24 protein-coding genes are annotated in these 23,362 nt (G+C 65.7%); 10 read left to right on the forward strand and 14 right to left on the reverse strand.

All coding sequences use genetic code 11. The features are described from left to right. The first annotated feature begins 86 nt into the window (after nucleotides 1-86). The 4 genes from ACXJMY_RS10520 to ACXJMY_RS10535 all read left to right on the forward strand — a co-directional run bounded on the left by ACXJMY_RS10520 (nucleotide 87) and on the right by ACXJMY_RS10535 (nucleotide 4,146). Complete coding sequence (locus tag ACXJMY_RS10520) at nucleotides 87-959, forward strand: MurR/RpiR family transcriptional regulator (protein WP_456619254.1); 873 nt, start codon at nucleotides 87-89, stop codon at nucleotides 957-959. 3 nt (nucleotides 960-962) lie between these two features. Next, complete coding sequence (locus ACXJMY_RS10525) at nucleotides 963-2,312, forward strand: aspartate aminotransferase family protein (RefSeq protein ID WP_456619255.1); 1,350 nt, start codon at nucleotides 963-965, stop codon at nucleotides 2,310-2,312. A 12-nt stretch (nucleotides 2,313-2,324) separates the two neighbouring features. After that, a complete protein-coding gene (locus tag ACXJMY_RS10530; RefSeq protein ID WP_456619256.1) occupies nucleotides 2,325-3,338 on the forward strand; it encodes an amino acid ABC transporter substrate-binding protein in 1,014 nt (337 codons plus the stop codon). A gap of 169 nt (nucleotides 3,339-3,507) precedes the next feature. Further along, nucleotides 3,508-4,146 (forward strand): aspartate/glutamate racemase family protein, encoded by a 639-nt coding sequence (locus ACXJMY_RS10535; RefSeq protein WP_456619257.1) that lies wholly within the window; start codon nucleotides 3,508-3,510, stop codon nucleotides 4,144-4,146. On the opposite strand, the gene ACXJMY_RS10540 is transcribed toward ACXJMY_RS10535, so the two are convergent. Beyond that, nucleotides 4,143-4,790 carry a TetR/AcrR family transcriptional regulator gene (locus ACXJMY_RS10540; protein WP_456619258.1) on the reverse strand — a complete coding sequence of 216 codons (648 nt, stop codon included), beginning with the start codon at nucleotides 4,788-4,790 and terminating at the stop codon, nucleotides 4,143-4,145. The two genes, ACXJMY_RS10535 and ACXJMY_RS10540, sit on opposite strands and share 4 nt — an antisense overlap. A 154-nt stretch (nucleotides 4,791-4,944) precedes the next feature. Between ACXJMY_RS10540 and ACXJMY_RS10545 the strand changes: the two genes are divergently transcribed. The 5 genes from ACXJMY_RS10545 to ACXJMY_RS10565 all read left to right on the forward strand — a co-directional run bounded on the left by ACXJMY_RS10545 (nucleotide 4,945) and on the right by ACXJMY_RS10565 (nucleotide 9,715). Continuing rightward, nucleotides 4,945-5,154, forward strand: coding sequence for a ferredoxin (locus tag ACXJMY_RS10545; protein WP_015687579.1), 210 nt, complete (start codon nucleotides 4,945-4,947; stop codon nucleotides 5,152-5,154). Between the two features lie 64 nt (nucleotides 5,155-5,218). Then, nucleotides 5,219-6,439, forward strand: coding sequence for a cytochrome P450 (locus ACXJMY_RS10550; RefSeq protein ID WP_456619259.1), 1,221 nt, complete (start codon nucleotides 5,219-5,221; stop codon nucleotides 6,437-6,439). A gap of 33 nt (nucleotides 6,440-6,472) precedes the next feature. Then, nucleotides 6,473-7,795 carry an MFS transporter gene (locus ACXJMY_RS10555; RefSeq protein WP_456619260.1) on the forward strand — a complete coding sequence of 441 codons (1,323 nt, stop codon included), beginning with the start codon at nucleotides 6,473-6,475 and terminating at the stop codon, nucleotides 7,793-7,795. Between the two features lie 3 nt (nucleotides 7,796-7,798). Beyond that, nucleotides 7,799-8,464 (forward strand): sulfite oxidase-like oxidoreductase, encoded by a 666-nt coding sequence (locus ACXJMY_RS10560; protein WP_456619261.1) that lies wholly within the window; start codon nucleotides 7,799-7,801, stop codon nucleotides 8,462-8,464. A gap of 27 nt (nucleotides 8,465-8,491) precedes the next feature. Then, nucleotides 8,492-9,715 (forward strand): bifunctional alpha/beta hydrolase/OsmC family protein, encoded by a 1,224-nt coding sequence (locus ACXJMY_RS10565; protein WP_456619262.1) that lies wholly within the window; start codon nucleotides 8,492-8,494, stop codon nucleotides 9,713-9,715. A 10-nt stretch (nucleotides 9,716-9,725) separates the two neighbouring features. On the opposite strand, the gene pdxR is transcribed toward ACXJMY_RS10565, so the two are convergent. Beyond that, complete coding sequence (pdxR, locus tag ACXJMY_RS10570; protein ID WP_456619298.1) at nucleotides 9,726-11,156, reverse strand: MocR-like pyridoxine biosynthesis transcription factor PdxR; 1,431 nt, start codon at nucleotides 11,154-11,156, stop codon at nucleotides 9,726-9,728. A gap of 100 nt (nucleotides 11,157-11,256) precedes the next feature. Between pdxR and ACXJMY_RS10575 the strand changes: the two genes are divergently transcribed. Then, the gene (locus ACXJMY_RS10575) at nucleotides 11,257-12,174 is read left to right on the forward strand and encodes a DMT family transporter (RefSeq protein WP_456619263.1); all 918 of its coding nucleotides are present in this window, start codon (nucleotides 11,257-11,259) and stop codon (nucleotides 12,172-12,174) included. Here ACXJMY_RS10575 and ACXJMY_RS10580 read toward each other — a convergent pair. From ACXJMY_RS10580 to ACXJMY_RS10635, 12 genes are all read right to left on the reverse strand, one after another. Next, nucleotides 12,153-13,211, reverse strand: a complete 1,059-nt coding sequence (locus ACXJMY_RS10580; protein ID WP_456619264.1) for a YeeE/YedE family protein — start codon at nucleotides 13,209-13,211, stop codon at nucleotides 12,153-12,155. The two genes, ACXJMY_RS10575 and ACXJMY_RS10580, sit on opposite strands and share 22 nt — an antisense overlap. 2 nt (nucleotides 13,212-13,213) lie before the next feature. After that, nucleotides 13,214-14,218, reverse strand: coding sequence for a quinone oxidoreductase family protein (locus ACXJMY_RS10585; protein WP_456619299.1), 1,005 nt, complete (start codon nucleotides 14,216-14,218; stop codon nucleotides 13,214-13,216). 52 nt (nucleotides 14,219-14,270) lie between these two features. Next, a complete protein-coding gene (gene paaK / locus ACXJMY_RS10590; RefSeq protein ID WP_456619265.1) occupies nucleotides 14,271-15,602 on the reverse strand; it encodes a phenylacetate--CoA ligase PaaK in 1,332 nt (443 codons plus the stop codon). A 53-nt stretch (nucleotides 15,603-15,655) separates the two neighbouring features. Then, nucleotides 15,656-16,102, reverse strand: a complete 447-nt coding sequence (gene paaI, locus ACXJMY_RS10595; protein WP_456619266.1) for a hydroxyphenylacetyl-CoA thioesterase PaaI — start codon at nucleotides 16,100-16,102, stop codon at nucleotides 15,656-15,658. A gap of 55 nt (nucleotides 16,103-16,157) precedes the next feature. After that, a complete protein-coding gene (gene paaE, locus ACXJMY_RS10600) occupies nucleotides 16,158-17,240 on the reverse strand; it encodes a 1,2-phenylacetyl-CoA epoxidase subunit PaaE (protein WP_456619267.1) in 1,083 nt (360 codons plus the stop codon). A gap of 2 nt (nucleotides 17,241-17,242) precedes the next feature. Beyond that, complete coding sequence (gene paaD, locus ACXJMY_RS10605; protein WP_456619268.1) at nucleotides 17,243-17,752, reverse strand: 1,2-phenylacetyl-CoA epoxidase subunit PaaD; 510 nt, start codon at nucleotides 17,750-17,752, stop codon at nucleotides 17,243-17,245. Next, entirely contained in the window at nucleotides 17,746-18,522 is a 777-nt protein-coding gene (gene paaC / locus ACXJMY_RS10610) for a 1,2-phenylacetyl-CoA epoxidase subunit PaaC (protein WP_456619269.1), read from the reverse strand. The genes paaD and paaC overlap by 7 nt, the downstream gene beginning before the upstream one ends. Further along, nucleotides 18,522-18,809 carry a 1,2-phenylacetyl-CoA epoxidase subunit PaaB gene (paaB, locus tag ACXJMY_RS10615; protein ID WP_194476975.1) on the reverse strand — a complete coding sequence of 96 codons (288 nt, stop codon included), beginning with the start codon at nucleotides 18,807-18,809 and terminating at the stop codon, nucleotides 18,522-18,524. The genes paaC and paaB overlap by 1 nt, the downstream gene beginning before the upstream one ends. A gap of 10 nt (nucleotides 18,810-18,819) precedes the next feature. Continuing rightward, nucleotides 18,820-19,812, reverse strand: a complete 993-nt coding sequence (gene paaA / locus ACXJMY_RS10620; protein WP_456619270.1) for a 1,2-phenylacetyl-CoA epoxidase subunit PaaA — start codon at nucleotides 19,810-19,812, stop codon at nucleotides 18,820-18,822. Between the two features lie 76 nt (nucleotides 19,813-19,888). Continuing rightward, nucleotides 19,889-20,755 (reverse strand): phenylacetic acid degradation operon negative regulatory protein PaaX, encoded by an 867-nt coding sequence (gene paaX / locus ACXJMY_RS10625; RefSeq protein WP_456619300.1) that lies wholly within the window; start codon nucleotides 20,753-20,755, stop codon nucleotides 19,889-19,891. 216 nt (nucleotides 20,756-20,971) lie between these two features. Beyond that, complete coding sequence (locus ACXJMY_RS10630; protein ID WP_456619271.1) at nucleotides 20,972-21,742, reverse strand: esterase/lipase family protein; 771 nt, start codon at nucleotides 21,740-21,742, stop codon at nucleotides 20,972-20,974. 188 nt (nucleotides 21,743-21,930) lie between these two features. Further along, nucleotides 21,931-23,217: a DUF445 domain-containing protein gene (locus ACXJMY_RS10635; RefSeq protein WP_456619272.1), complete on the reverse strand. Its 1,287-nt coding sequence runs from the start codon at nucleotides 23,215-23,217 to the stop codon at nucleotides 21,931-21,933. Nucleotides 23,218-23,362: the final 145 nt, after the last annotated feature.

A 23,362-nucleotide genomic window follows, 5' to 3' on the forward strand; every position in this document is an offset into this window, starting at 1 on the left:
GCGCAAAAATCCTTCTCAAAACCAGCGATTTCCGGCGGCGCACGTCAACTGTTGCACCAAACTTCAAATCGTGCAACAAATGTTTCATGGCCGAGCCCGCGAAATCCTCGCCGCTGAGCGAACTGCGCATTGCCTTGCCATCGCTCCCGATGCGGTTGCAGGAGGTCGGACGCTTCGTCGCCGCCAATGATTACGATGCCACCACGCGTTCGATGCGCGACCTCGCGGCGGTTGCCGGCGCCGATCCCGCGGCCTTCACGCGGCTTGCGAAAGCGATCGGCTATTCGGGCTGGGACGAATTGCGGGCGGCACTGACGGAGGCGCGGCGGCCGGCGCAGATAGCGCCCTTTTCCGTCCGGGCGAAAAGCCGCCGCCACGGTCCCAATGCCGATGTCGCACTCGTCACCGACAAGTTCGACGCCGAGGCTGCGGGCCTTCTGCGCATTCCGGCGCAGCCGATTGCGGAAGCGGCCCGCGCGCTCCACGACGCAAAGCGGATCTGGATCGCCGGCTATCGAAGCTGCCGCGGCGTGGCGGAATTGCTGAACTACGAGCTGCGGCTGTTCCGCCCCGACCAGGTGCAGATCGTCGGCGCCTCCGGTCCCGACGATCTCGACCTCGGCGCCTTCCGCCCCGGCGAAGCCGTCATCGTCATCGGCTTCCTGCCCTATACGCGTGCGAGCGTCGGCGTCGCACAGGCCGCCTATCGTGCCGGTGCGAAGCTGATCGCGATCGCCGACAGCGTGACAGCGCCGATGGCCGAGGGCGCCGACCATGTGCTGCTGTTCGAGGCCGCCGCCTCGCCCGGCTTCTTCCCGAGCCTGACCGGCGCCATCGCGATCGCGCAGTCGCTCGCCGCGGTGACGTTCTCGCTCGGCGGCACGGCCGCGAAGAAGCGCCTCGAGAATACCGAGGCGCGGCTCGCCGCGGCCTCCACCTACGCCTCAGAGAAAGGTTGACCCATGGCCGCTCGCACCAGCCGCGTGCTGCATCGTTCGTTGCGCGAGACGCCCCCCAAGGCGATCGGCGGCGAAGGCGTCTATCTCTTCGCCGAGGACGGGCGCCGCGTGATCGACGCCTCCGGCGGCGCGGCGGTCTCCTGCCTCGGCCACCAGCATCCCCGCGTGATCGCGGCGCTGGCCAAGCAGGCGTCGACCCTGGCCTATGCGCACACCGCCTTCTTCTCGTCCGAGCCGGCGGAAGCGCTCGCCGAAACGCTGGTCGGCCATGAACCCGGCGGTCTCGCCTATGCCTATTTCGTCAGCGGCGGATCGGAGGCGATCGAAGCCAGCATCAAGCTCGCGCGGCAATATTTCATCGAGCGCGGCGAACCGCAGCGGCAGCATTTCATCGCGCGGCGGCAGAGCTATCACGGCAACACGCTCGGCGCGCTCGCCGCCGGCGGCAATGCCTGGCGGCGCGCGCCCTATGCGCCGCTGCTGTCGGCCGCCTTCAGCCATGTGGCACCGGCGTTTGCCTATCACGAGAAGCTCGAGGGCGAGACCGATGCGCAATTCGCAGCGCGGCTCGCAGCCGAGCTCGAAGCCGAGTTCCAACGGCTCGGCCCGAACACGGTCGCGGCGTTCCTCGCCGAGCCCGTCGTCGGCGCCACCGCCGGCGCCGTGACCGCGCCTGACGGCTACTTCAAGGCGGTCCGCGACATCTGCAACCGCCACGGCGCGCTGCTCATCCTCGACGAGGTCATGTGCGGCATGGGCCGCACCGGCACCACGCATGCCTGGGAACAGGAAGGCATCGCGCCCGATATCCAGGCGATCGCAAAGGGTCTCGGCGGCGGCTACCAGCCGATCGGCGCGATGCTGGCGAGTGGCAAGATCATCGACACGATCCGCTCAGGCTCGGGCGCGTTCCAGCATGGCCACACTTATCTCGCGCATCCCCTCGCCTGCGCGGCCGCACTCGCGGTGCAGGACGTGATCCGCGAGGATCGCCTGCTCGATCGCGTCAAGGAGCGTGGCAAGCAGCTCGAGCAGCGCCTGACCGAGCGCTTCGGCAATCACCGCCATGTCGGCGACATCAGGGGCCGCGGCCTGTTCTGGGCGATCGAGCTGGTCGCCGATCGCGCCAGCCGCACCTCGTTCGATCCGGCGCTCAAGCTCAACCAGAAGATCAAGGCGGAGGCCTTTGCCAACGGGCTCGGCTGCTATCCCGGCGGCGGCACCGTGGACGGCGTCCGCGGCGACCACGTGCTGCTGGCGCCGCCCTATATTGCTTCGGCTGACGAGATCGACCTGATCGTCGACAAGCTCGGCACCGCCGTCGACAACGTGTTGCGTAGTGTCAATCACTGAGGGGAGAGTAGCATGATGAGGACAATGATTATCGCGGCGGGCCTGCTCGCAGCATCGGCGGCGGTCGCGTCGGCGGCGACGCTCGACACGGTGAAGAGCCGCGGCACGCTGGTGTGCGGCGTCAGCGCTGGCTTTGCCGGCTTCTCTGCGCCGGACTCGCAAGGCAATTACAAGGGCCTCGACGTCGACTATTGCCGCGCGCTCGCAGCCGGCGTGCTCGGCGATGCCAGCAAGGTGCGTTACGTCTCGCTGACGGCGCAGAACCGTTTTACTGCGCTGCAATCGGGCGAGATCGACGTGCTGTATCGCAACTCGACGCAGACGTACTTGCGCGGCGTCACGCTCGGCCTGCGGCAGGGCCCGGTCAATTTCTACGACGGCCAGGGCTTTGTCGTGAAGAAGGACCTCGGCGTGAAGGAAATCAAGGACCTCAAGGGCGCCACCGTCTGCGTCGCACAGGGCACCACGCATGAAGTTACGCTCGGCGACTACGGCCGCGCCAACGGCATCGACTGGAAGCCGCTGGTGTTCGACCGCGTCGACACCATGTACCAGACCTTCTTCGGCGGCCGCTGCGATGCCATGACCCAGGACGCTTCCGCACTTGCCGGTGCCGTGACCACCGCTGCGCAGAACCCGGCCGACTATGTCGTGCTGCCGCAGACCATCAGCAAGGAGCCGCTCGGCCCCTTCACCCGCAACGGCGACGAAGTCTGGAGCGACATCATCACCTGGCTGCATTACGGGCTGATCGAAGCCGAAGAGCTCGGCGTGACGCAAGCCAATGTCGACGAGATGACGAAATCGCAGACCCCTGCGATCCAGCGCCTGCTGGGCGCCTCCGGCGACCTCGGCTCGCGGCTTGGGCTCGACAACAAATGGCTGGTCACGGCGATCAAGGTCACCGGCAATTACGGCGAGATCTACGAGCGCAATGTCGGCAAGGCGAGCCCGCTCAAGCTCGATCGCGGCCTCAACGGCCTCTGGAGCAAGGGCGGCTTGATGTACGCCATTCCATTCAAGTAAACGGTGCTTCACCTCTCCCCGCTTGCGGGGAGAGGTCGGATTGCGCAGCAATCCGGGTGAGGGGGAGCTTCCGCAGGTCGGCTCTCACCTCTTACGCGGATAGAGCCCCTCACCCCAACCCTCTCCCCGTAAGAACGGGGCGAGGGAGAAGAAGCAGCGACCGAACCCTATGCGCATCGCCCTGATCCACGCCCTCAAGCATTCCATCGCGCCGATCGAGTCGGCGTTCGCGACGGCGTGGCCGCAGGCACGGCTGATGAACCTGCTCGACGACAGCCTGTCGGCGGACCTGGCGCGCGACGGCGCGCTCACGGACATCATGACCGAGCGCTTCCTGGCGCTCGGCGATTACGCGGCGGCGACGGGGGCGGACGCGATCCTGTTCACCTGCTCGGCCTTCGGTCCCTGCATCGAAGCGGTGGCGCGGGCGCATGCGCCGATGCCGGTGCTCAAGCCGAACGAGGCCATGATCGAGCAGGCGGTGACGATGGGCAGGCGCATCGGCCTGCTCTCGACCTTCCCGCCGACGCTGGTCTCGATGCCGCCGGAGTTTCCCGCCTCCGTTCAGATCGTGCCGAAACTCGCGGAAGGCGCGCTGGCCGCGCTCGACCGCGGCGACCGCGCCACGCACGACCGCCTGATTACGGAAGCTGCAAAGGACCTGCGCGATTGCGACGTCGTCGCGCTGGCGCAGTTCAGCATCGCGGCAACCGCGCCGCTGGTTGCGGAGGCCACCGGCCGCCCCGTCGTGACCACGCCGGACAGCGCCGTGACGAAGCTGATGAAGCTGCTGGCGGCGAAGACTTAAGCGCCGGCCTTCTCCCTGCGCCGCGTGTCCTTGATCGCAGCCGCCAGCGCCGCCTTCGTCTCGTTGACGAAATCCTCGACCAGATCCTCGCGCGTGGCATGCGCCGCCTCACCGGTGAACAAGCCTTGCTCGGCCAGCATGACCACGCCATGCAGCGCCGCCCAGATCTTGAGCGCGTGCCGCTCGCGCAGATAGCCGACCGCGGGCGCTTCCAGTGCTTCGATCACCAGCGCAAAGGTCTCACGCGTCGCCCCATGCAATTCGCTGTCCTTTGCGGCGCATGACACGATACGCGAAGCGAACATCAGGCGGTAGATGCCGTTGCGCCGCAGACCGAATTCGAGCGTCGCCTGCGCCAGCCGCGACAGTTTCGACTGCTTCGACGGCTTCGCCATTGCCTCGCGCAGCACGGCGCTGAGCTGCCGGAACGCCTCGGCCGTCACCGCCGCAAGCAGCGCCTCGCGATCGGCGAAATGCCGGTATGGCGCCGGCTGCGAGACGCCGAGCGCCTTTGCCAGCGCCTTGATGCTGATCGCCTCTGCGCCGCCATGCTCCGCCTCGCGCAGCGCGGCCTTGATCAGGGCGTCGCGGAGATCGCCATGGTGGTAGGTATTCTGCGGCTTGCGGGCAAGTTGTGAGCGCATGTTGCCGTCGAGCCTATAAGTTTGCGCTTGACAGGGGAAGCCCGACGCGAATGTAATATGCTATAACTTAAAACCGCGGGGAATGCCGCGGATAAGAATGACATGAGGAACGCGCACCGCTTCGGGTCCGCGCGCACACGCCGAGGAAGCCGCCATGACAGAGCGACTGAGGGTTCACGTCGATCCCGACAAATGCCAGGGCCACGCGCGCTGCAAGGCGCTCGCGCCGGAGCTGTTCGAGCTCGACGAATACGGCAACGCCCACGAGGCCGGAGACGGCATCGTCCCGCCGGGCCTCGAAGACAAGGCCTGGCTTGCCAAATCCAACTGTCCGGAAATCGCAATCGACGTGATCGAGGAGTAGCGCGATTTCGCCCGTGCCCGCTTGCGCGTGACTTCAGCGAACACCAGCCCGAGGATCCTCCGAGATGTCCGACGTCAGCCAGCCCGCCGCCCATCCGCCCGTCACCGACTGGGTCAACGATTTCGACCACACCGATCCGCAATGGACGGAAGACCCCTTCCCGATCTGGGAGGAGCTGCGCGCCGCGAGCCCGGTCGTGCATACCGAGCGTTTCCTCGGCTGCTACATGCCGACGACCTACCAGGCGGTGCGCGAGATCGCCAACGACACCGAGCATTTCTCGTCGCGCCGCATCATCGTGCGGGACGCGCGGCCCGAGATTTCCAGGAATGCCGCCCCGCCGATCACCTCCGATCCGCCCGTGCACAAGCCCGCCAAGCAATTGCTGCTGCCGCCGTTCACGCCGGACGCGATGAAGAAGCTGGAGCCGCGGATGCGTGCGATCTGCAACGAGCTGATCGACGGGTTCATCGCCGACGGCAAGGTCGATGCCGCGGCGCGCTACAGCAAATACATCCCGGTTCGGGCGATCGCCCATATGCTCGGCATTCCCGAGGCCGACAGCGATCTCTTCATCAACTGGATCCACATGATCCTGGAGCTCGGCATCAAGGACGAGAACATGCTGCTCCAGGCCGTGCACGAGATGAGCGACTATTTCAGGACGCATATCGAGGAGCGTAAGAAGAAGCCGACCGACGATCTCATCTCTTATCTGATGAATGCCAAGGACAAGGAAGGCCAGCCGCTGGAAGAGTCCCACGTGCTGGGTTCGCTACGGTTGCTGCTGATCGCCGGCATCGACACCACCTGGAGCGCGATCGGATCCTCGCTCTGGCACCTCGCCCGGACGCCCGCCGACCGCGAGCGCCTGATCGCCGAGCCCGCGTTGATCCCGACCGCCGTGGAGGAGCTGCTGCGCGCCTATTCGCCGGTGACGATGGCGCGCGAGGTGGTGAAGGAGACCACGATCTCGGGCTGTCCGGTCAAGGCGGGCAACATGGTGCTGCTGTCCTTCCCGGCCGCCAACCGCGACCCAAAAATGTTTCCGGATGCTGACAAAGTCGTGATCGACCGCCGGGAGAACCGCCACGCCGCCTTCGGCCTCGGCATCCATCGCTGTGTCGGCTCCAACCTTGCAAGACTGGAGATGCAGGTTGCGCTGGAGGAATGGCTGAAGCGGATTCCGGACTTCCGGCTGGATCCGGCAGGCGTCGTGACCTGGTCCCAGGGAACCGTCAGAGGTCCGCGCCAGTTGCCATTTCTGCTCGGAAAGGCGATGTAGGCCTCCCAAAACCAGTGGAGTGAGAGGCCGGACGTGACAGAGCAAGCAACCCAACCGGCCTCCGAGCATTTCGACATCGCCGACGCGGAACGCCGGATCAAGGCGATCTTCATCGGCTCGGTCGGCAATCTCGTCGAATGGTATGACTTCTACGCCTACACGGCGTTCGCCCTGTATTTCGCCCCGGCCTTCTTCCCCGGCAGCGACCCCGTCGTCCAGCAATTGAACGTCGCCGTGGTGTTCGCGGCGACCTTCCTGATGCGTCCGCTGGGCGGCTGGTTGTTCGGCTATATCGCCGATCATTTCGGGCGGCGCATTTCACTGACGCTGTCGGTCGTCTTCATGTGCTTCGGCTCGCTGATCATCGCGCTGACACCGACCTATGCCACCATCGGCTTCGCCGCGCCGGTGATCCTGGCAGTGGCCCGCATGATCGAGGGCCTGAGCCTGGGCGGCGAGTACGGCGCCAGCGCGACTTATCTCAGCGAGGTCGCCGATCCCAAGCACCGCGGCTTCTATTCGAGCTTTCAGTACGTCACGCTGATCGGCGGCCAGCTCACCGCGATCATCGTGCTGCTGCTGCTGCAAAAGGTCTTCCTGACGCCCGAGGAACTCAGGGCCTGGGGCTGGCGCATCCCGTTCGCGATCGGCGCCATGCTCGCGATCTTTGCCGCGGTGATGCGGCGCGGCCTGCACGAGACCGAGGCCTTCGAGGAAGCCAAGAAGGTGGTCAAGCCAACCGGCTCGATCACGAACCTCTTGAAATATCCGCGGGAGCTGTTGCTGGTGGTCGGCCTCACCGCGGGCGGCACCGCGGCGTTCTACACCTTCACCACCTACATGCAGACCTTCGTCAAGCTCTCGGTCGGGCTGACCGAGGACCAGACCACCTTCGTGATCTTCGGCACCCTGATCTTCGCCACCCTGCTGCAACCGATCTATGGCGCCATCTCCGACAAGATCGGACGCAAGCCGCTGCTGATCTTCTTCGGCGTCGCCGGCACGCTCGCGACCGTGCCGCTGCTGATGACGCTGAAGGAAACCAAGTCGCCGTTCATGGCGTTCATCCTGATCTGCTGCGCCTGGCTGTTCGTCGCCGGCTACACCTCGATCAATGCCGTGGTCAAGGCCGAGCTGTTCCCAACCAATGTCCGCGCGCTCGGCGTCGGCCTGCCCTATGCGATCACGGTTTCGATCTTCGGCGGCACCGCGCCGGCGATCGCGCTCTATTTCAAGAGCATCGGGCATGAGGAATGGTTCTACTTCTATCTCGCCGGCGTGATCTGCCTCTCCCTGATCATCTATGCTACGATGCGCGACACCAAGCATGCCTCCGCGATGCATCGCCACGAGTAGGCCATGGCCGACGACAACGAGCTGCCACCCGACAGCAAGCTGACGCGCACCAAGCAAAAATGGGCGCGCGACGGCCAGTTCCTCACCGGCCGGATCACGCGGCCGGAAGACCAGCGGCTGCCGCCCGGCCAGCATCTCACCAAGGACTGGCCGGTGCTCGATCTCGGGGTCGTGCCACCGGTCTCGCGCGAGCGCTGGCGGCTCGACGTCTATGGCGCCATCGAGAACCCGGTGTTCTGGACGTATGTGGAGTTCGCCGCCCAGAGGCAGGCTCAGTTCACCTCCGACATCCACTGCGTCACCACATGGTCGCGCTACGACAACCAGTGGGAGGGGCTGGCGACGCGCGAGCTGCTCGCGGCCTGCCAGCCGCGCGACGATGCGCGCTTCGTGGTGCTGCATTCCTATGACGGCTACACCACCAACCTCGCGCTGGACGACTTTGCCGCCGAGGACGCGCTGCTCGCCCATAGCTGGTCGGGCCAGCCGCTGTCGGACGAGCATGGCGGCCCGGTGCGCCTCGTCGTGCCGCATCTCTATTTCTGGAAGAGTGCCAAATGGCTCCAGGCCATCGAATTCCTGACCGAGGACGCGCCGGGCTTTTGGGAAGTCCGCGGCTACCATAACCGCGGCGATCCCTGGGCCGAACAGCGCTATTCGGGCGATTAGGTTCAAGCAAGAACGGGGGGAAAGCCCATGCCGACGGAACGCTTTCAATTCACCGGTGAAGGCGGCCACCAGCTTTCGGCCGCGCTCGAACTGCCGGACGGCGAGCCCGCGGCTGTCGCGCTGTTCGCGCACTGCTTCACCTGCGGCAAGGACACGCTGGCGGCCAAGCGCATCTCGGTCGCGCTTGCCGCCAAGGGCATCGCGGTGCTGCGCTTCGACTTCACCGGGCTCGGCTCCAGTGAAGGCGATTTTGCCAATTCGACGTTCTCCTCCAACGTCACCGATCTCGTGCGTGCCGCCGATCATCTGCGCACGACCCGCAAGGCGCCGTCGATCCTGATCGGCCACAGCCTCGGCGGGGCCGCCATCCTGGCGGCAGCCGGACAGATTCCGGAAGCAAAGGCAGTCGTGACCATCGCGGCGCCGTCCGATCCCGCCCACGTCACCGGCCTCTTCAAGGAGCATGTCGACGCGATCCGCGCTCAAGGCGAGGTCGAGGTGTCGCTTGCAGGGCGGCCGTTCCGGATCAAACGCGAATTCCTCGACGACATCGTCGAGCATGAACTGATGAAGGACGTCACCGGCCTGCACAAGGCGCTGCTGGTGATGCATTCGCCGGTCGACGATACCGTGGGGATCGACAACGCCACGAAGCTCTTCGTCTCGGCGAAGCATCCCAAGAGCTTCGTCTCGCTCGACCACGCCGATCATCTGCTGACCAAGCCGGTCGACGCGCTCTACGCGGCCGATGTGATCACGGCCTGGGCGAGCCGCTATGTCGAGGCCGCAAAACCCGCCAAGGCGATGGATCTCCCGGAGGCGCCGCGCAAGGTCGTGGTTCAGGAGACCCGCAAGAGCAAGTTCAACCAGACCATTTCCGTCGGCCCGCATCGCCTCGTGGCGGACGAGCCGGTCGCCGCCGGCGGCGAGGATGCCGGACCTGGACCTTACGATTTCCTGCTCGCCGGCTTGGGTGCCTGCACCTCCATGACCATGCGTCTCTATGCCGACCGCAAGGCGCTGCCGCTCGACCGCGTCACCGTCACGCTGAAGCACAGCAAGATCCACGCAAAGGACTGCGAGGAGTGCGAGACGCACGAGGGCATGCTCGACCAGATCGAGCGTGACATCGCGATGGACGGCGCACTCGATGCCGAGCAGCGCAAGAAATTGATGGAGATCGCCGACAAGTGCCCGGTGCACCGGACACTGACCTCGGAAATCCGCATCGTGACCAAGGCGGTTGACTAACGCTGCCGGTCTAGAAGCACGACGCCATCGTCCGCACCGCCGCGCTGATCTCGGTCTCGCGCCAGGCCGCAAAGCCGAGCAGCAGGCCGTGATCGCGCGGCCTTCCGAGGGACAGGCCCGATAAGGCCCGGGTTTCAACCCCCGCAGCGACCAGCCGCTTCACCGCGGCCTGATCAGCCGTGCCGCGCTTGAGGCGCGCGACAAGCTGGATACCGCCCGAGGGCACCTCGACCGAGAGCGCATCGCCCAGATGGCGCTGCAATCCGTCGACGAGGTGATCGCGGCGCGCGTGATAGAGCCGGCGCATCCGACGAAGATGCGCGAGGAAATGACCGTCAGCAATGAACTCAGCCAACGCCTCCTGCGTATGGCTGGACGCGATCAGGCCGATGTGCCGCTGCGCGATCTCCAGGGTGCTGACCAGCGCCGGCGGCACGACGAGATAGCCGAGCCGGATATCCGACGTCATCGCCTTCGAGAAGGTGCCGACATAGAACACGCGGCCATGGGCGTCTAACCCCTGCAAGGCCGGCACCGGCCGGCTGTCATAGTGAAATTCGCCGTCGTAATCGTCCTCGACGATCCAGGTCTTGCCGGGCTTGCTCGCAGCGAGAAATTCGGTGCGGCGGGCCAGCGACATCAGCCGCCCGGTCGGGTGCTGGTGCGATGGCGTCGTGAAGATCAGCGTGGGTGCCGCGCGGCCCGGCATCCGCTGCATGCCCTGCTCGTCCAGCCCGACGCCGATCACGCGCGCACCGGAGGCGCGGAAGGCAGCCGCAGCCCCGGGATAGCCGGGATCCTCGACCCAGACATCGTCGCCGGGCGTGATGAGTGTGGCCGCAATCAGGGTCAGCGCGGCCTGCGCGCTCGGCAGGATCATGATCTGGTCTGCCGTAGCGCGGACGCCCCTGCTGCTCGCGAGATAGCGCGCCAGCGCCTCGCGCAGGCGCGGCCGGTTGACCGCTCCGAGTTCGCGCTTGCCCGCACGCACGGCGCTGCGGCGCAGGCAGCGGGCCCAGACTTCGTTGGGAAACTCCCTGAAATCGCCGTGCCCCGGGCGCAAGGGTTTCAGGAGCGCCTGATAGGACATCGGCCAGTCGGTTTGCTTCAGCTTCGAAGCCCAAGGCGAGAGCTGCGTCTTGGCGGAGCGAACGTTCGACGCGACGACGCCCGTCCCCTCGGTGCGCTCACCACCGTCGACCGTCACCACGGGACGGCGGCCATGCGACGCCTCGAGATATCCCTCCGCCGCAAGCTGTTCGAACGCATAGGTGACGGTGTTGCGCGAGACGCCGAGATCGCTCGCAAGCCGGCGGCTCGACGGCAGCGCACGGCCTTTGCCGAGACGGCCGGCCGCGATCAGGCTTCGGAGCTGGCTCGTGAGTTGTGCCACCAGCCCCTCATCGTCGGCCCGCTTCAGGTCGACCAGGGCAGAAATCATCGCCTCGGAAACTGGCACCTTTGTCTTCTCCGATCTGGCACTTTTTCAGGTGCCACTCCGGATGCTATCCACCGCATCGGATTGCTTCAAGGACCTTGCGATGAACTCTTCCCTGTCCCCCCGCACGGCCGTTGGCCTGTTCCTGATTGTCGTGCTGGCCTGGGGCGTGAACTGGTCGGTGACGAAGCAGCTCGTCCAGTTCCTCTCCCCGCTGTGGACGTCAGCGATCCGGAGCTGGATCGCGCTGGCTGGATTGTTCGTGATGCTCGGATTGAGCAAGAATCTGGTGATCCCGGACCGGCGCGACATTCCTGTGGTCCTGAGCGTGGCGCTGCTGCACATGACGGTGTTCTCGGTCCTGGTTGCGGCCGGTGTACGCTTCCTGCCCGCGAGCAAGGCCATCGTGCTCGGCTACACCACGCCGCTCTGGGTCGCGATCGCCGCGCCCCTGTTGGGTAAGGACACGCTGACGGCGCCAAAGCTCGCCGGCGCCCTGCTTGGGCTGATCGGCCTTGCCGTGATCCTGAACCCGACGTCCATTGACTGGACCAATACGAACGCCGTGCTCGGCGCCGGCATGGTCATCCTGGGCGCGATCTCCTGGGCGGCGAACATCATCTACATCCGCGCGCACCGATGGATCGCGTCCCCGCTGCAGCTCCTGGTCTGGCAGGTGCTCGTCGCGACCATCGTGCTGACGGGATCGGCGCTGATCGCGGATGGCCCGCCGCACGCGGAATGGTCGTGGAGGCTTGTGCTGCTGTTCCTGTATTCCGGCCTGATCGGGACCGCGCTGGCCTATTGGGCGATGTCGATGGTCAACAAGAGCATCTCTGCATTGACGACCTCGCTCGGTACCACGGGGACACCGCTGGTCGGCATCGCCAGCGCCGCAATCCTGCTGGGTGAACCGATCGATATGAGCCTTGCCGTCGCCGCCGGGCTGATCGTCACCGGCATCGGCCTTGCAACACTGGGCGACCGGCTGCTGCGTGGTCAGGCTACCGCGAGCGGCTGAACGCGCAGTGCGCCGCGCAGGCCGGCCGCCGTGCCGAGCAGGATGCCGGCGACCGCGACGAACGAGCCCATCGCCAGCGTCGACAAGCCGGTGAGGCCCTGTCCGATCGAGCAGCCGAACGCCATGACGCCGCCGATCCCCATCAGCGCGGCTCCGCCGGCGGAACGCAGCATGTGGCGTGGCGAGGAATAGCCCTCGAGATGAAAGCGGCCCGTTGCGAGCGCCGTCGCGCAACTGCCGGCGAAGACGCCGGCAACCGTCGCGATGCCGAAGTTCAGTGTCAGGCCGGTCGAGAGCATGGCGTATTGCAACGCATCGGCAATCGGCGCGATGAAGGTGAGCGAGGTCACCGGGACCGGGTTGAAGTCGTCGGCGCCGAGATAGCCGGTGACGAACCAGCCGCCGGCGACCAGGAGGCCGACGATGACTCCGGCTGCGATCTGGCCCGGCGAGCGGCGGAATGCCGGGTGCGCGAAAGCAAAGATGATCAGGGCGACGGCGATTGCGGCAGCCGCCGACACGCGCGAGACGGCTTCGCCGAGGCCGAGCGTCGCCAGCACCGCGGGCAGTGAATTCGCATTGACGGTGGCTTGCGAAGCCTGGACGAGCGCGATGCGGGCCGGTGCGATCAGGCCTTTGAGCGTCATCTGTGCTGCGATGGCGAGCACGATCACGACGACGAAGGACCGGAGATTGCCGCGGCCGAGCAGCACCAGCGCGCGCGAGCCGCAGCCGTTCGACAGCACCATGCCGTAGCCGAACAGCAGGCCGCCGAGGAACAGCACCGGCGCCGAAAACGTCTGTTGCAGATAGATCGACTTGCCTAGATCGACCATGCCGCCGCCGGCGAGGAACTGGCTGGCGGCAATCGCAACTGCGATCGCCAGTGCATAGGTCCGCGCCAACCGCCCGTCGCCGTCAGCAAGAAAACCGCGCATGCTGCTCATCAGGCAGAAGCCGCTGAGCAGGCCCACGGCGCCATAGACCAGGCCGATAATGAGGCCGGCGAGGATGACGAGTTGCGCGGACGACTCCATGGTCACGGCTTCAGGATCACCCGGTCGCGCGAGGAGCCGGCGACGGCGACATACGCCTCCTTGGCGCGCTCCAGCGGATAGACGGAGTTCGCCTTGATCGGGAACGGTTTCAGGTGGCCGCCGGCAAAGCCGGGGCCGAGATCGCGCAGCACCGCGCCCGTTGCGGCCGATGACAGGCCGAGCGTGTCGATTCCGACATAGGTGTGCTGGCCGCGATAGAACTCCAGAATGTTGAACTGCACGATGCGGTCGATTGCGGCGATCAGGATCTGTCGGCCGCGAAGCGCCAGCGACTTGTGCGCGGCCTCGAAATAGGGATCGCCCACCGTGTTGAAAACGATGTCGGCACCCTTGCCGCCGGTCACTTCGCGCACGCGCGTTGCGACGTCCGTGGCGGACGCGTTGATCACCTCGATGGCAGCGTTGGTATGGCCCTCATAGGCCTCCGCCTTGCGCACCACGCCGATGACGCGCGCGCCCTGCCAGGTCGCGATCTGGACCGCGGCCTGGCCGACCTTGCCGTTGACGCCAAACACCAGAACGGTTTCGCCGCTCTTTGGAATACCGGCCCGGCGAAAGCCTTCCATCGCGGTGACGAAGGGCACGCCGATGCCGGCGGCCTCTTCCCAGGAGACGGTCTTCGGCTTCTCCACCACCGCATCAAGTTCGACCACCAGATGCGTGGCGTGGGTGCCGTCGCGGCGGATGCCGAGATCGCCGGAGGAGCCGAACACCTCGCGGCCGACCGTGCCGGCCGGCCCGTCGATCACCACACCGGCGTAGTCGCGGCCTGGCGTGCGCGGGAATACGGCATAGGGCATCAGGCCGGTCGCGGCCTTGACGTCGGACGGATTGACCGCGGCCGCTCTCACCTCGATCAGGAGATCGTTCGGAGATCGCGTGAGCGGATGGCGCTCGACAACCGGCGCAACCGCGGCGGCGTTTTCGGCCTTGGCATTGAGGCGGACGCAGCGCGCCTCGACGGATTTGGTATCGGCTGGCGACATGGAAAAGACCCGCGACTTCTCGCGGGCCTTGTCGCCCCTGCGGAGGGTCAAGTCAATCCTTCGGCCGCTTGTCGTAGAGCCGCTTGGCCTTGCCCAGCGAGCGCTCCAGCGTGGCCGGCGCAACCACCCGCACGGTGGAGCTGATGCCGATCGTGTTCTTGATATGGGTCGAGATCCGGTCCGCATGGTCGATGAGCCCGCGGCCGTCCCAGCTCTCGGGGCGAGCCTCGGCTATGATGGTCAGTTCGTCCATCCGGCCCTCCCGGGTCAGCTCGAGGATGAAGTGCCCGCCGCACCAGTCGGTCGCGAGCAGCACCTCCTCGATCTGGGTCGGGAACAAATTGACGCCGCGCAGGATGATCATGTCGTCCGAGCGTCCCGTCACCTTCTCCATGCGCCGCATGCCCGGCCGCGCCGTGCCCGGCAACAGCCGCGTCAGGTCGCGGGTGCGATAGCGGATCACCGGGAAGGCTTCCTTGGTCAGCGAGGTGAAGACCAGCTCGCCCTTCTCGCCATCCGGCAGCACCGCACCGGTCTCGGGATCGATCACTTCGGGATAGAAATGGTCCTCCCAGATGTGCAGGCCGTCCTTGGTCTCGATGCACTCCTGCGCGACGCCAGGGCCGATCACTTCGGACAGGCCATAGATGTCGGTCGCATCCATGTCGAAGGCATCCTCGATCTCGCCGCGCATGGCGTTGGTCCAGGGCTCGGCGCCGAAAATGCCGACCTTGAGCGAACACTGGCGCGGATCGAGTTTCTGGCGCTTGAACTCGTCCAGGATCGCCAGCATGTAGCTCGGCGTCACCGTGATGATGTCGGGACGAAAATCGTTGATGAGCTGCACCTGCCGCTCGGTCATGCCGCCCGAGATCGGCACCACCGTGCAGCCGAGCTTTTCCGCGCCATAGTGCACACCCAATCCGCCGGTGAACAGACCGTAGCCATAGGCGTTGTGGATGATCATGCCGGTGCGGCCGCCGGCGGCGCGAATCGAGCGCGCCATCACCTCCGACCATGTATCGATGTCGGCTCGCGTATAGCCGACCACGATCGGCTTGCCCGTCGTGCCGGAGGAGGCATGCACGCGCACCAGCTTTTCGCGCGGCACGGCGAACATGTTGAAGGGATAGTTGTCGCGCAGGTCCGTCTTCACGGTGAACGGAAATTTCGCGAGGTCGGACAGCTCGCGAAAGTCGGACGGATGCATGCCGGCCTTGTCGAAGGCTTTGCGATAATGCGCGACATTGTCGTAGGCGTGCTTCAGCGACCAGGCGAGCCGCTGTTTCTGCAACGCCATGATCTCGTCGCGCGAGGCGCGCTCATGCGCGTCCGTCTCGGCACTATAGGTGTTGCCACCTTCCTTGAGCCTGGTCAGAGCCATCGTCGTTTCCCCTCAACATTGGTTTGTTCTTTTCTTGATTGGTCTTGTCTTTGTCAGTCCTGCGCCGGCAGCCACGTGCCGGCAATGACACGCGAATGGCCGCGGAATTCCGCGATGACGGTATCGCCCGCGGTAACACGCACGTCGTAGATCCCGGAGCGGCCGCCGCGGCTGATCTCCCGCGCCTTCGCGATGAGCCGGTCGCCGAGCTTGCCCGGCTTGATGAAGGTGATCTGCCCCTGCGCCGCCACCACGCGTTCATTGTGCGAATTGCAGGCGAACGCGAAGGCGGAATCGGCGAGCGTGAAGATGAAGCCGCCATGGGCGATGCGCTGGCCGTTGACCATGTCGGGCCGCACATTCATCGCCAGCGTCGCAAAGCCCGGGCCGATCTCGACGATCTCCATGCCAAGACCTTTGGAGGCATCGTCCTCCGCCCACATCGCATCGGCGCAAGCGCGGGCCACATCGTCGGGCGACAGGGCTGCTTTGACGTTCACGCGCTTCTCCCGGCTGATTTTTGACCCATGATGTTCTGCTGGTTGGCCAAGGCTGTCAAACGTGGTCATAGTCCACCACCACCCGCTCCGACGATGGCTTGGCCTGGCAGGTGAGCACAAATCCGGCCTTCAGCTCCCATGGCTCCAGCGAGTAGTTCAGGTCCATCGGCGCCTCGCCCTCGACCAGCTTGGCGCGGCAGGTCGAGCACATGCCGCCCTTGCAGGCGAAGGGCAGATCGACGCCGGCCCGTAGCGCCGCATCGAGGATCGCCTCATCCTCCGCGACCGGCACGTCGCGGCGCTTGCCGTCGATGATCAGGGACGCGATCGCCTTCGGCGGGGCGTCCGGAGCAACGACCTTCTTCGGCCGCGGCTTTCCGCCGAATTCGGAGACGAAGCGCTCGACATGGATCCGCTCGTCAGCGATGCCGAGATCGCGGCAGGTCGCTTCGATGTCCTCGCTCATGCCAGCGGGACCACAGATGAAGACGTGGTCGACGCTTACGGCCGGCACCAGCGAGCGCAGCAATACCCTCACCTTCTCGCCGTCAAGCCGGCCATGAAGGATCGGGATATCCTGCTCTTCACCCGAGATAACGTGGAAGATCGAAAGACGATCGATGAAACGGTCCTTCAACTCCTCGATCGCCTCGAGGAACATGATGCTGTCGGTCGTGCGGTTGCCGTAGAACAGGAAGAAGCGACTGTCCGGCTCACGCACCAGCGTGCCCTTCACGATCGACACGATCGGCGTGATGCCCGAGCCCGCGGCAAAGCCGACATGGATGCGCGGACTATCTGCCGGCGGGACCACGCCGAAGCGGCCGGTCGGCGTCATCACGTCGAGCTCGTCGCCGCATTTCAGTTCGTCCGCCGCCCAATTCGAAAACGCGCCGCCGTCGACCTTCTTCACGGCGATACGGATTTCGCCATCATCGGGGCCGGAGCAGATCGAGTAGGAGCGGCGCACCTCCTCGCCATCCAACATCATCCGCAGCGTGAGGTATTGGCCGGGCGTGAAGGCGTAGTCGCCGGCGAGTTCACCCGGAATGGCGAAGGTCATCGAAATGGCATCGGACGCCTCACGACGGAGATCGTTGACGGCCAGGCGATGGAAACGCGGAGCGGCTGCGGACATGGTCAATGACACTTGAAATAATCAAAGGGTTCGCGACAGGTCTTGCAGCGCCACAGCGCCTTGCACGAGGTCGAGCCGAATTCGGACAACAGCTCGGTATTGCCGGAGCCGCATTGCGGGCATGCGATTGCCTGCTCGCCGAACAGGGCGCGGCGGGAGCTCGAGGCCTGCGGCGGCGCGATGCCATAGGCGCGCAACTTCTGCCGTCCCTCCTCGCTCATCCAGTCGGTGGTCCAGGCCGGCGACAGTACCGTACGCACTCTTGGGTGGCGGAAGCCGGCACGCTCCAGCGCAAGCTTGATTTCGAGCGCGATCATGTTCATGGCCGGGCAGCCCGAGTAGGTCGGGGTGATCGCGACCTCGACATGATCTCCGTCGACAGCAACATCGCGCAGCACGCCGAGATCGGCAATCGTCAGCACCGGAATTTCCGGATCAACGACGCCGGCCGCCGCATCCCAGGCGCGCTGGCGCAACTCGGTTTCCCTGTCGACGTCGAGTGCGGTCACCATGTCAGCCCCGGGAAAGTACGCTGCATCGATTGCAGCTCGCTGAGGAGATGGCCGAGATGTTCGCTATGGCGGCCTTCACGGCCGCCCTGCTGCATCCAGTCGTTCTTCGGCAGCGTGAGCGTGGCCTCACCGGTGACCCCCGAGACAGTCTTCAGCCAGCGACCGCGCAGGGTCTCGGGGTCGACCGCGATCCCGGCCTGGATCAGGCCGCGTTCGGCGGCATCGACCGCAAACATCTCGCCGGTGAAAGCCCAGAGATGATCGATCGCGGCTTGCGCACGGACGTGGCTCTCTTCCGTTCCGTCGCCAAGCCGGATGATCCATTCCGAAGCATGGCGCAGATGATAGGCGCTCTCCTTCTCCGACTTGGCGGCAATGGCGGCAAGCGTCGTATCGCGCGAAGACATCATCGCACGCCAGTGGAGGTCGGCGAAGGCGGAATAGAAGAACTGCCGCACCAGGGTCTGGGCAAAGTCGCCGTTCGGCTGCTCGACCAGCAGCAGGTTGCGGTACTGCCTGACATCGCGGAGATAGGCCAACCGGTCCTCATCATTGTCCCTACCCTCGACCTTGGCCGCGTAGCTGTAGAGCTCGCGCGCCTGGCCGATGAGATCGAGCGCGATGTTGGAGAGCGCCATGTCCTCTTCCAGCATCGGCGCGTGCCCGCACCATTCCGACAGCCGGTGGCCGAGGACCAGCGCGTCGTCGGCGCGGCGCAGCGCGTAGAGCACCAGCGGCGTTTCGGAGACCTGGATGTTGGCAATGGGCATCACATATGCCCCACTTCTTCCGGCACCTCGTAGAACGTCGGGTGCCGGTAGATCTTCGATTCCGCCGGCTCGAACATCATGCCCTTCTCGGCCGGATCGCTCGCGGTGATCGCGGTCGATGGCACCACCCAGATCGACAGGCCCTCGCCGCGGCGGGTGTAGATGTCGCGTGCGGCTTGCAGCGCCATCGTCGCGTCGCTCGCATGCAGCGAGCCGACATGCTTGTGCGCAAGCCCGTTGCGGCTGCGAATAAAGACTTCCCAGAGCGGCGTGTTCGGCGTGGACATCTTGATCTTCCTACTCCGCGGCTTGCGCGGTCTGACGGTGCTGGCGCTTGGCGGCATAGCTGGCTGCCGCCTCGCGCACCCAGGCCCCCTCATCGTGCGCCTTGCGGCGCGCGGCCATGCGGTCGCGGTTGCACGGGCCGTTGCCGGCGAGCACCTGCTTGAACTCGGTCCAGTCGATCTCGCTGTAACGCCAGTGCCCGTCGGCATCCTGAATCATGCCGGGATCAGGAATGGCGAGCCCGAGATATTGCGCCTGCGGCACGGTGGCATCGACGAATTTCTGGCGCAGCTCGTCGTTGGAGAAGCGCTTGATCTTCCACTTGGTCGAGGTGTCGCTGTGCTGGCTCGTGGCATCGGGCGGGCCGAACATCATCAGCACCGGCCACCACCACCGGTTCAGCGCGTCCTGCGCCATCGCCTTCTGCTCGCCGGAGCCGCGGCACAGCGTCAACATGATCTCGTAACCCTGGCGCTGGTGGAACGATTCCTCCTTGCAGACGCGGATCATCGCGCGCGCGTAGGGGCCATAGGAGCAGCGGCACAGCGGGATCTGGTTCATGATCGCGGCGCCGTCGACCAGCCAGCCGATGGTGCCGATGTCGGCCCAGGTCAGCGTCGGATAGTTGAAGATCGAGGAGTATTTGGCCTTGCCGGCGAGCATGGCATCGACCAGCTCCTCGCGCGAGGTGCCGAGCGTCTCGGCGGCGGCATAGAGATAGAGCCCGTGGCCGCACTCGTCCTGAACTTTCGCAAGCAGCGCCGCCTTGCGGCGCAACGACGGGGCGCGCGTGATCCAGTTGCCTTCGGGCAGCATGCCGACGATTTCGGAATGGGCGTGCTGCGAGATCTGACGCGTCAGCGTCTTGCGGTAGGCCGCCGGCATCCAGTCATTCGGCTCGATGCGCTCCTCGGCATCGATGCGGGCCTGGAACTGCGCCGCCCGCGCCGCATCTTCGACGTTGCGGTCGTCGGCCTCAGCCGTATTGAGCGCCTGGGTATACATGCGCATCCTCCCGATTTGTTGGGAGGCAATATATAACAAGAATTAGTTCATGCAAGATATTTCTGTAACATAAAAATCAGGCGCCGAACCTCCGTTCCAGGAGCTTTCGCGCCGGTGGCAACGGCCCCTTCTCGTTGGTTCCATGCTCGTCGAGCCACTGCTCCGACGGAGCAAGCAGCGCGCGATAGATCTCGCCACAGAGTTCGCGGGCGGCCCTGCCCGGCCAGTCCACCGGCAACAGGCTCTCCGGCAGCAGCGGATCGCGCAGCACGACGCGGCGGTAGTAGTGGATCAGCAGGATGCGCGCGGTGAAGGCGTCGGCCGCGGACAAGTCCGATCCGCGGCCGATCGTGGTGCGGAGCGGCTCGAACGTCTTCATGAACTTCAGATAGGCGTCCGCGGTGCGGTCCAGCGGCCAGCTGGCGCTGAGCAGACGGCGTCCACTGTCATCTTCCGCGGAGACTTCGAGACGAATGGCGCCGGCAGCCGCATCCGGCACCGGCACGCCGGAGGGCGCGACCCACACGCCCGGCAGCGGACTGCCGAAGCCGGCGTTGCGCAATGCGTCGCGCGAGACGTCGCGATCCTCGCCATTTCCGATCAGCAGGAGCTCGAAGCGGCCGGTCCAGTCCGACGGCGGCGGATCGTAGATGTGGCGCGTGGCGGCCTCGAACGTCTGGCGGCCCTTTTCGGCAAGGCGGTAGAAGCTGTTACGGCCGACCTTTTCGCGCGTCAGCCAGCCATCGGCCGCCAGCCGCGACATCGCGGTCCGCACCACGCCACTGTCGATGGCGAGGCCCTCGAAGAATTCCAGCAGCGTACCGAGCCACACCGAGCCGCCACGCGGCACGATGGCATCGCCGAACACGGTGATGACGATGGAGCCCGTGCGCGACGGTTCGCGCTTGAGCTGGTCGATGATGCGGGAGAGCGGATGCGCCATGCGCAAGGCATAGCGCGATTGCTGCGGGCGCGACAATGGACAGGAGCGACGCTTCTTTCCTCCCTCTCCCCGTTCTTACGGGGAGAGGGTTGGGGTGAGGGGCTGCATCCGCAAACTCAGCGATAGACGGACTCGCGGAGAGTCCCCCTCACCCGGATCGCATCTCCGATGCGATCCGACCTCTCCCCGCAAGCGGGGCGAGGTGAAGAAGCCCACTTACCGATTCGGGTCGGGATACGCCAGGCTACGCCAGCCTCTACGATCAAAAGGCCGCCACTGGCCTTCCTGCTGCGCGAGGCGATCGGCCACCGCATAGACCGCGGCGGGATGATGACCCATGCCGCAATGACTGCTCTCGACCTCGATGCTCTCGGTCTCGGCGCCCGCCTTTTCCATGCAGCCCTGCCAGGCGCAAACGCCGTCGGTGCGGCTGAAGATGGCGGTGGTGGGCACCGGTGGTGGCACGGCGAGCTCGCCGCCGAACTGCGGATCGACCTCGTTGGACTTCCGCCCGCTTGCCCATTCGTAGACGCGCCAGGCATTGGTCGAATGGGGGTCGCCCGCAAACGGGCTGCCAAGCGTGATCACCTGGCGCACGCGCTCCGGCATCATCTTGGCGAGCTGACGCGCATAGAGGCCACCAAGGCTCCAGCCGACCAGGCTGATCTTGCGGCCATGGGTGTCGTTGAGCTCATGGACCAGATCGACCATCGCATGCTGCACGCCCGGACGCAGGCCGTAGTTGCGGCCCTGGCGCCAGCCGCTGACCGCGTAGCCCTTGCTCTTCAGGAATGAGCGCAGCGGACGCGTGGACACGTCGGACGCCACGAGGCCGGGCAGGACCAGCACCGGATGCCCGTCGCCGCGCGGCGCGAGGCTCAGCAGCGGCAGCGCGCCGAGGAATGCGCCGAGCTCGTGGATGGCGCGTCCCTCCAGAAACATCAGGGTGCGGGACGGCGGACTCAGCGTCTGGGCGGTAGCGGTCATCAATGTTTCCTCGGGGAAGATGCCGGCCGCGACGCCGGCAAATGGGCATGAATTCCAATACGCCGACTTCTTGAACGTTCCGCAGCGCAACATGAATCAGCTAGGCGGTCGGTTCTCGACATTCAAGCTGGTGGAGCGCCGGGCGACAATAGGCCCGCGCGCTAATGCCCACGGGCGTGACGCAAAAGTCACAGCAATCTAAGCAGGGATTCTACGGAGTAGAGGACGAGGCCCGCGAGTCCGCCGATCAGCGAGCCGTTGAAACGGATGTATTGAAGATCGCGACCGATGTTGATTTCGATCAGCGAAATCAGCTGCGTCATATTCCACGACTTGACCTGGTCGGAGATGAAGGTCGAGACGCCGCTCTTCTGGTCGGCGACGAAACTGCGCAGCACGGCCACCAGACCCTTGTTGATCTCGCCGCGCAGCTCGGCGTCGCCCGCAAGCGCCTCGCCCGCGGCGACGAACATGCCGGCGAGATGGTGCTGCAACACCTGCGTCTCGCCGCTCGCGCTGCGTTCGATGAAGGAGCGCGTGTTGGCCCACACGGTACGGGCGAGATCGGCGAGCTCCGGCCGCGCCAGCAGATCGCGCTTCAAGCCGTCGATGCGGTCGATATAGGCCCGGTCGGTGCCGAGCCGGTCGACGAAGCTCAGCACCATGCGGTCGAACTCGCCGCGGAATGGATGCTTGGGGTCGCCGCGCACCTCGTTGAAGAAAGCGGTAGCGGACGCCACGATCTTGTTCACCAGAAACTTGTCGGCGCGGTAGAGCCTGAGCAGGGTCGGCAACTCCGCGCGCACCTTCTCGCGGATCATCGCCATCGTCTCTTGTTGATTCAGCGTGTCGTGCATCACGCGCAGGAGATCGTCGAACAGGATCTGGTGCCGCCCTTCGGCAACGAAGCCGCGCAGGGTGCCGGCGGCGAGCGGCGCGAGGTCGATCGCCTGGAGCTGCGAGGACATGCGGCGGATGATGAAGGTCATCAGGCCGGAGGTCTCCGTCGCGGAGAAGGCCTCCGGCAGCAGGCGCAGCGCGAAGCGCGCGAGATCGTCGCTGCGCTTGCGGTCGCGCAGCCAGTCCGCGACGAAGGAGCCGAAATCGATCTCGTTCAGCTTGGCTTCGACCGGACCGGTCTCGAGAAAATGCACCTGGATGAATTCGCCGAGCTTGTCGGCGATGCGGGCCTGGTTGCTCTGGATGATCGCGGTGTGCGGGATCGGCAGGCCGAGCGGCCGCTTGAACAGCGCCACCACCGCATACCAGTCCGCAATGCCTCCGATGGTCGCGGCTTCCGCGAAGGCCGCGATGAAGCCGAACACGGGATGCACGGGCAAGAGCCATTTCGCGACCACGAACAGCGCCAGCGTCGAGGCCAGCACCAGTGTTGCCAGCGCCTTGACGCGGCGCAGCTCGGCCGCGCGTTCGCTGTCGCCGGGGGAGTCGAAGGAGAAGGCGGCGGGTGGAGTCATGATTCACCGAGGTTACGTCATTCCGGGACGGTCCGCAGGACCGGACCCGGAATCTCGAGATTCCGGGGGGCGCTCCGGAATGACGATCGATGATGACGGCGGCGCAAAAAACAAGGCCCGCCGAAGCGGGCCTCAAAATTCAGTT

The organism is Bradyrhizobium sp. P5_C12 (genome assembly GCF_054049735.1).

Bases quoted from the DNA above. Each gene is read 5' to 3' on its own strand.
- ACXJMY_RS10520 (WP_456619254.1), top strand. From the start codon at position 87: ATGGCCGAGCCCGCGAAATCCTCGCCGCTGAGCGAACTGCGCATTGCC.
- ACXJMY_RS10525 (WP_456619255.1), top strand. From the start codon at position 963: ATGGCCGCTCGCACCAGCCGCGTGCTGCATCGTTCGTTGCGCGAGACG.
- ACXJMY_RS10530 (WP_456619256.1), top strand. From the start codon at position 2,325: ATGATGAGGACAATGATTATCGCGGCGGGCCTGCTCGCAGCATCGGCG.
- ACXJMY_RS10535 (WP_456619257.1), top strand. From the start codon at position 3,508: ATGCGCATCGCCCTGATCCACGCCCTCAAGCATTCCATCGCGCCGATC.
- ACXJMY_RS10540 (WP_456619258.1), bottom strand. From the start codon at position 4,790: ATGCGCTCACAACTTGCCCGCAAGCCGCAGAATACCTACCACCATGGC.
- ACXJMY_RS10545 (WP_015687579.1), top strand. From the start codon at position 4,945: ATGACAGAGCGACTGAGGGTTCACGTCGATCCCGACAAATGCCAGGGC.
- ACXJMY_RS10550 (WP_456619259.1), top strand. From the start codon at position 5,219: ATGTCCGACGTCAGCCAGCCCGCCGCCCATCCGCCCGTCACCGACTGG.
- ACXJMY_RS10560 (WP_456619261.1), top strand. From the start codon at position 7,799: ATGGCCGACGACAACGAGCTGCCACCCGACAGCAAGCTGACGCGCACC.
- ACXJMY_RS10565 (WP_456619262.1), top strand. From the start codon at position 8,492: ATGCCGACGGAACGCTTTCAATTCACCGGTGAAGGCGGCCACCAGCTT.
- pdxR (WP_456619298.1), bottom strand. From the start codon at position 11,156: ATGATTTCTGCCCTGGTCGACCTGAAGCGGGCCGACGATGAGGGGCTG.
- ACXJMY_RS10575 (WP_456619263.1), top strand. From the start codon at position 11,257: ATGAACTCTTCCCTGTCCCCCCGCACGGCCGTTGGCCTGTTCCTGATT.
- ACXJMY_RS10580 (WP_456619264.1), bottom strand. From the start codon at position 13,211: ATGGAGTCGTCCGCGCAACTCGTCATCCTCGCCGGCCTCATTATCGGC.
- ACXJMY_RS10585 (WP_456619299.1), bottom strand. From the start codon at position 14,218: ATGTCGCCAGCCGATACCAAATCCGTCGAGGCGCGCTGCGTCCGCCTC.
- paaK (WP_456619265.1), bottom strand. From the start codon at position 15,602: ATGGCTCTGACCAGGCTCAAGGAAGGTGGCAACACCTATAGTGCCGAG.
- paaE (WP_456619267.1), bottom strand. From the start codon at position 17,240: ATGTCCGCAGCCGCTCCGCGTTTCCATCGCCTGGCCGTCAACGATCTC.
- paaD (WP_456619268.1), bottom strand. From the start codon at position 17,752: ATGGTGACCGCACTCGACGTCGACAGGGAAACCGAGTTGCGCCAGCGC.
- paaC (WP_456619269.1), bottom strand. From the start codon at position 18,522: ATGCCCATTGCCAACATCCAGGTCTCCGAAACGCCGCTGGTGCTCTAC.
- paaB (WP_194476975.1), bottom strand. From the start codon at position 18,809: ATGTCCACGCCGAACACGCCGCTCTGGGAAGTCTTTATTCGCAGCCGC.
- paaA (WP_456619270.1), bottom strand. From the start codon at position 19,812: ATGTATACCCAGGCGCTCAATACGGCTGAGGCCGACGACCGCAACGTC.
- paaX (WP_456619300.1), bottom strand. From the start codon at position 20,755: ATGGCGCATCCGCTCTCCCGCATCATCGACCAGCTCAAGCGCGAACCG.
- ACXJMY_RS10630 (WP_456619271.1), bottom strand. From the start codon at position 21,742: ATGACCGCTACCGCCCAGACGCTGAGTCCGCCGTCCCGCACCCTGATG.
- ACXJMY_RS10635 (WP_456619272.1), bottom strand. From the start codon at position 23,217: ATGACTCCACCCGCCGCCTTCTCCTTCGACTCCCCCGGCGACAGCGAA.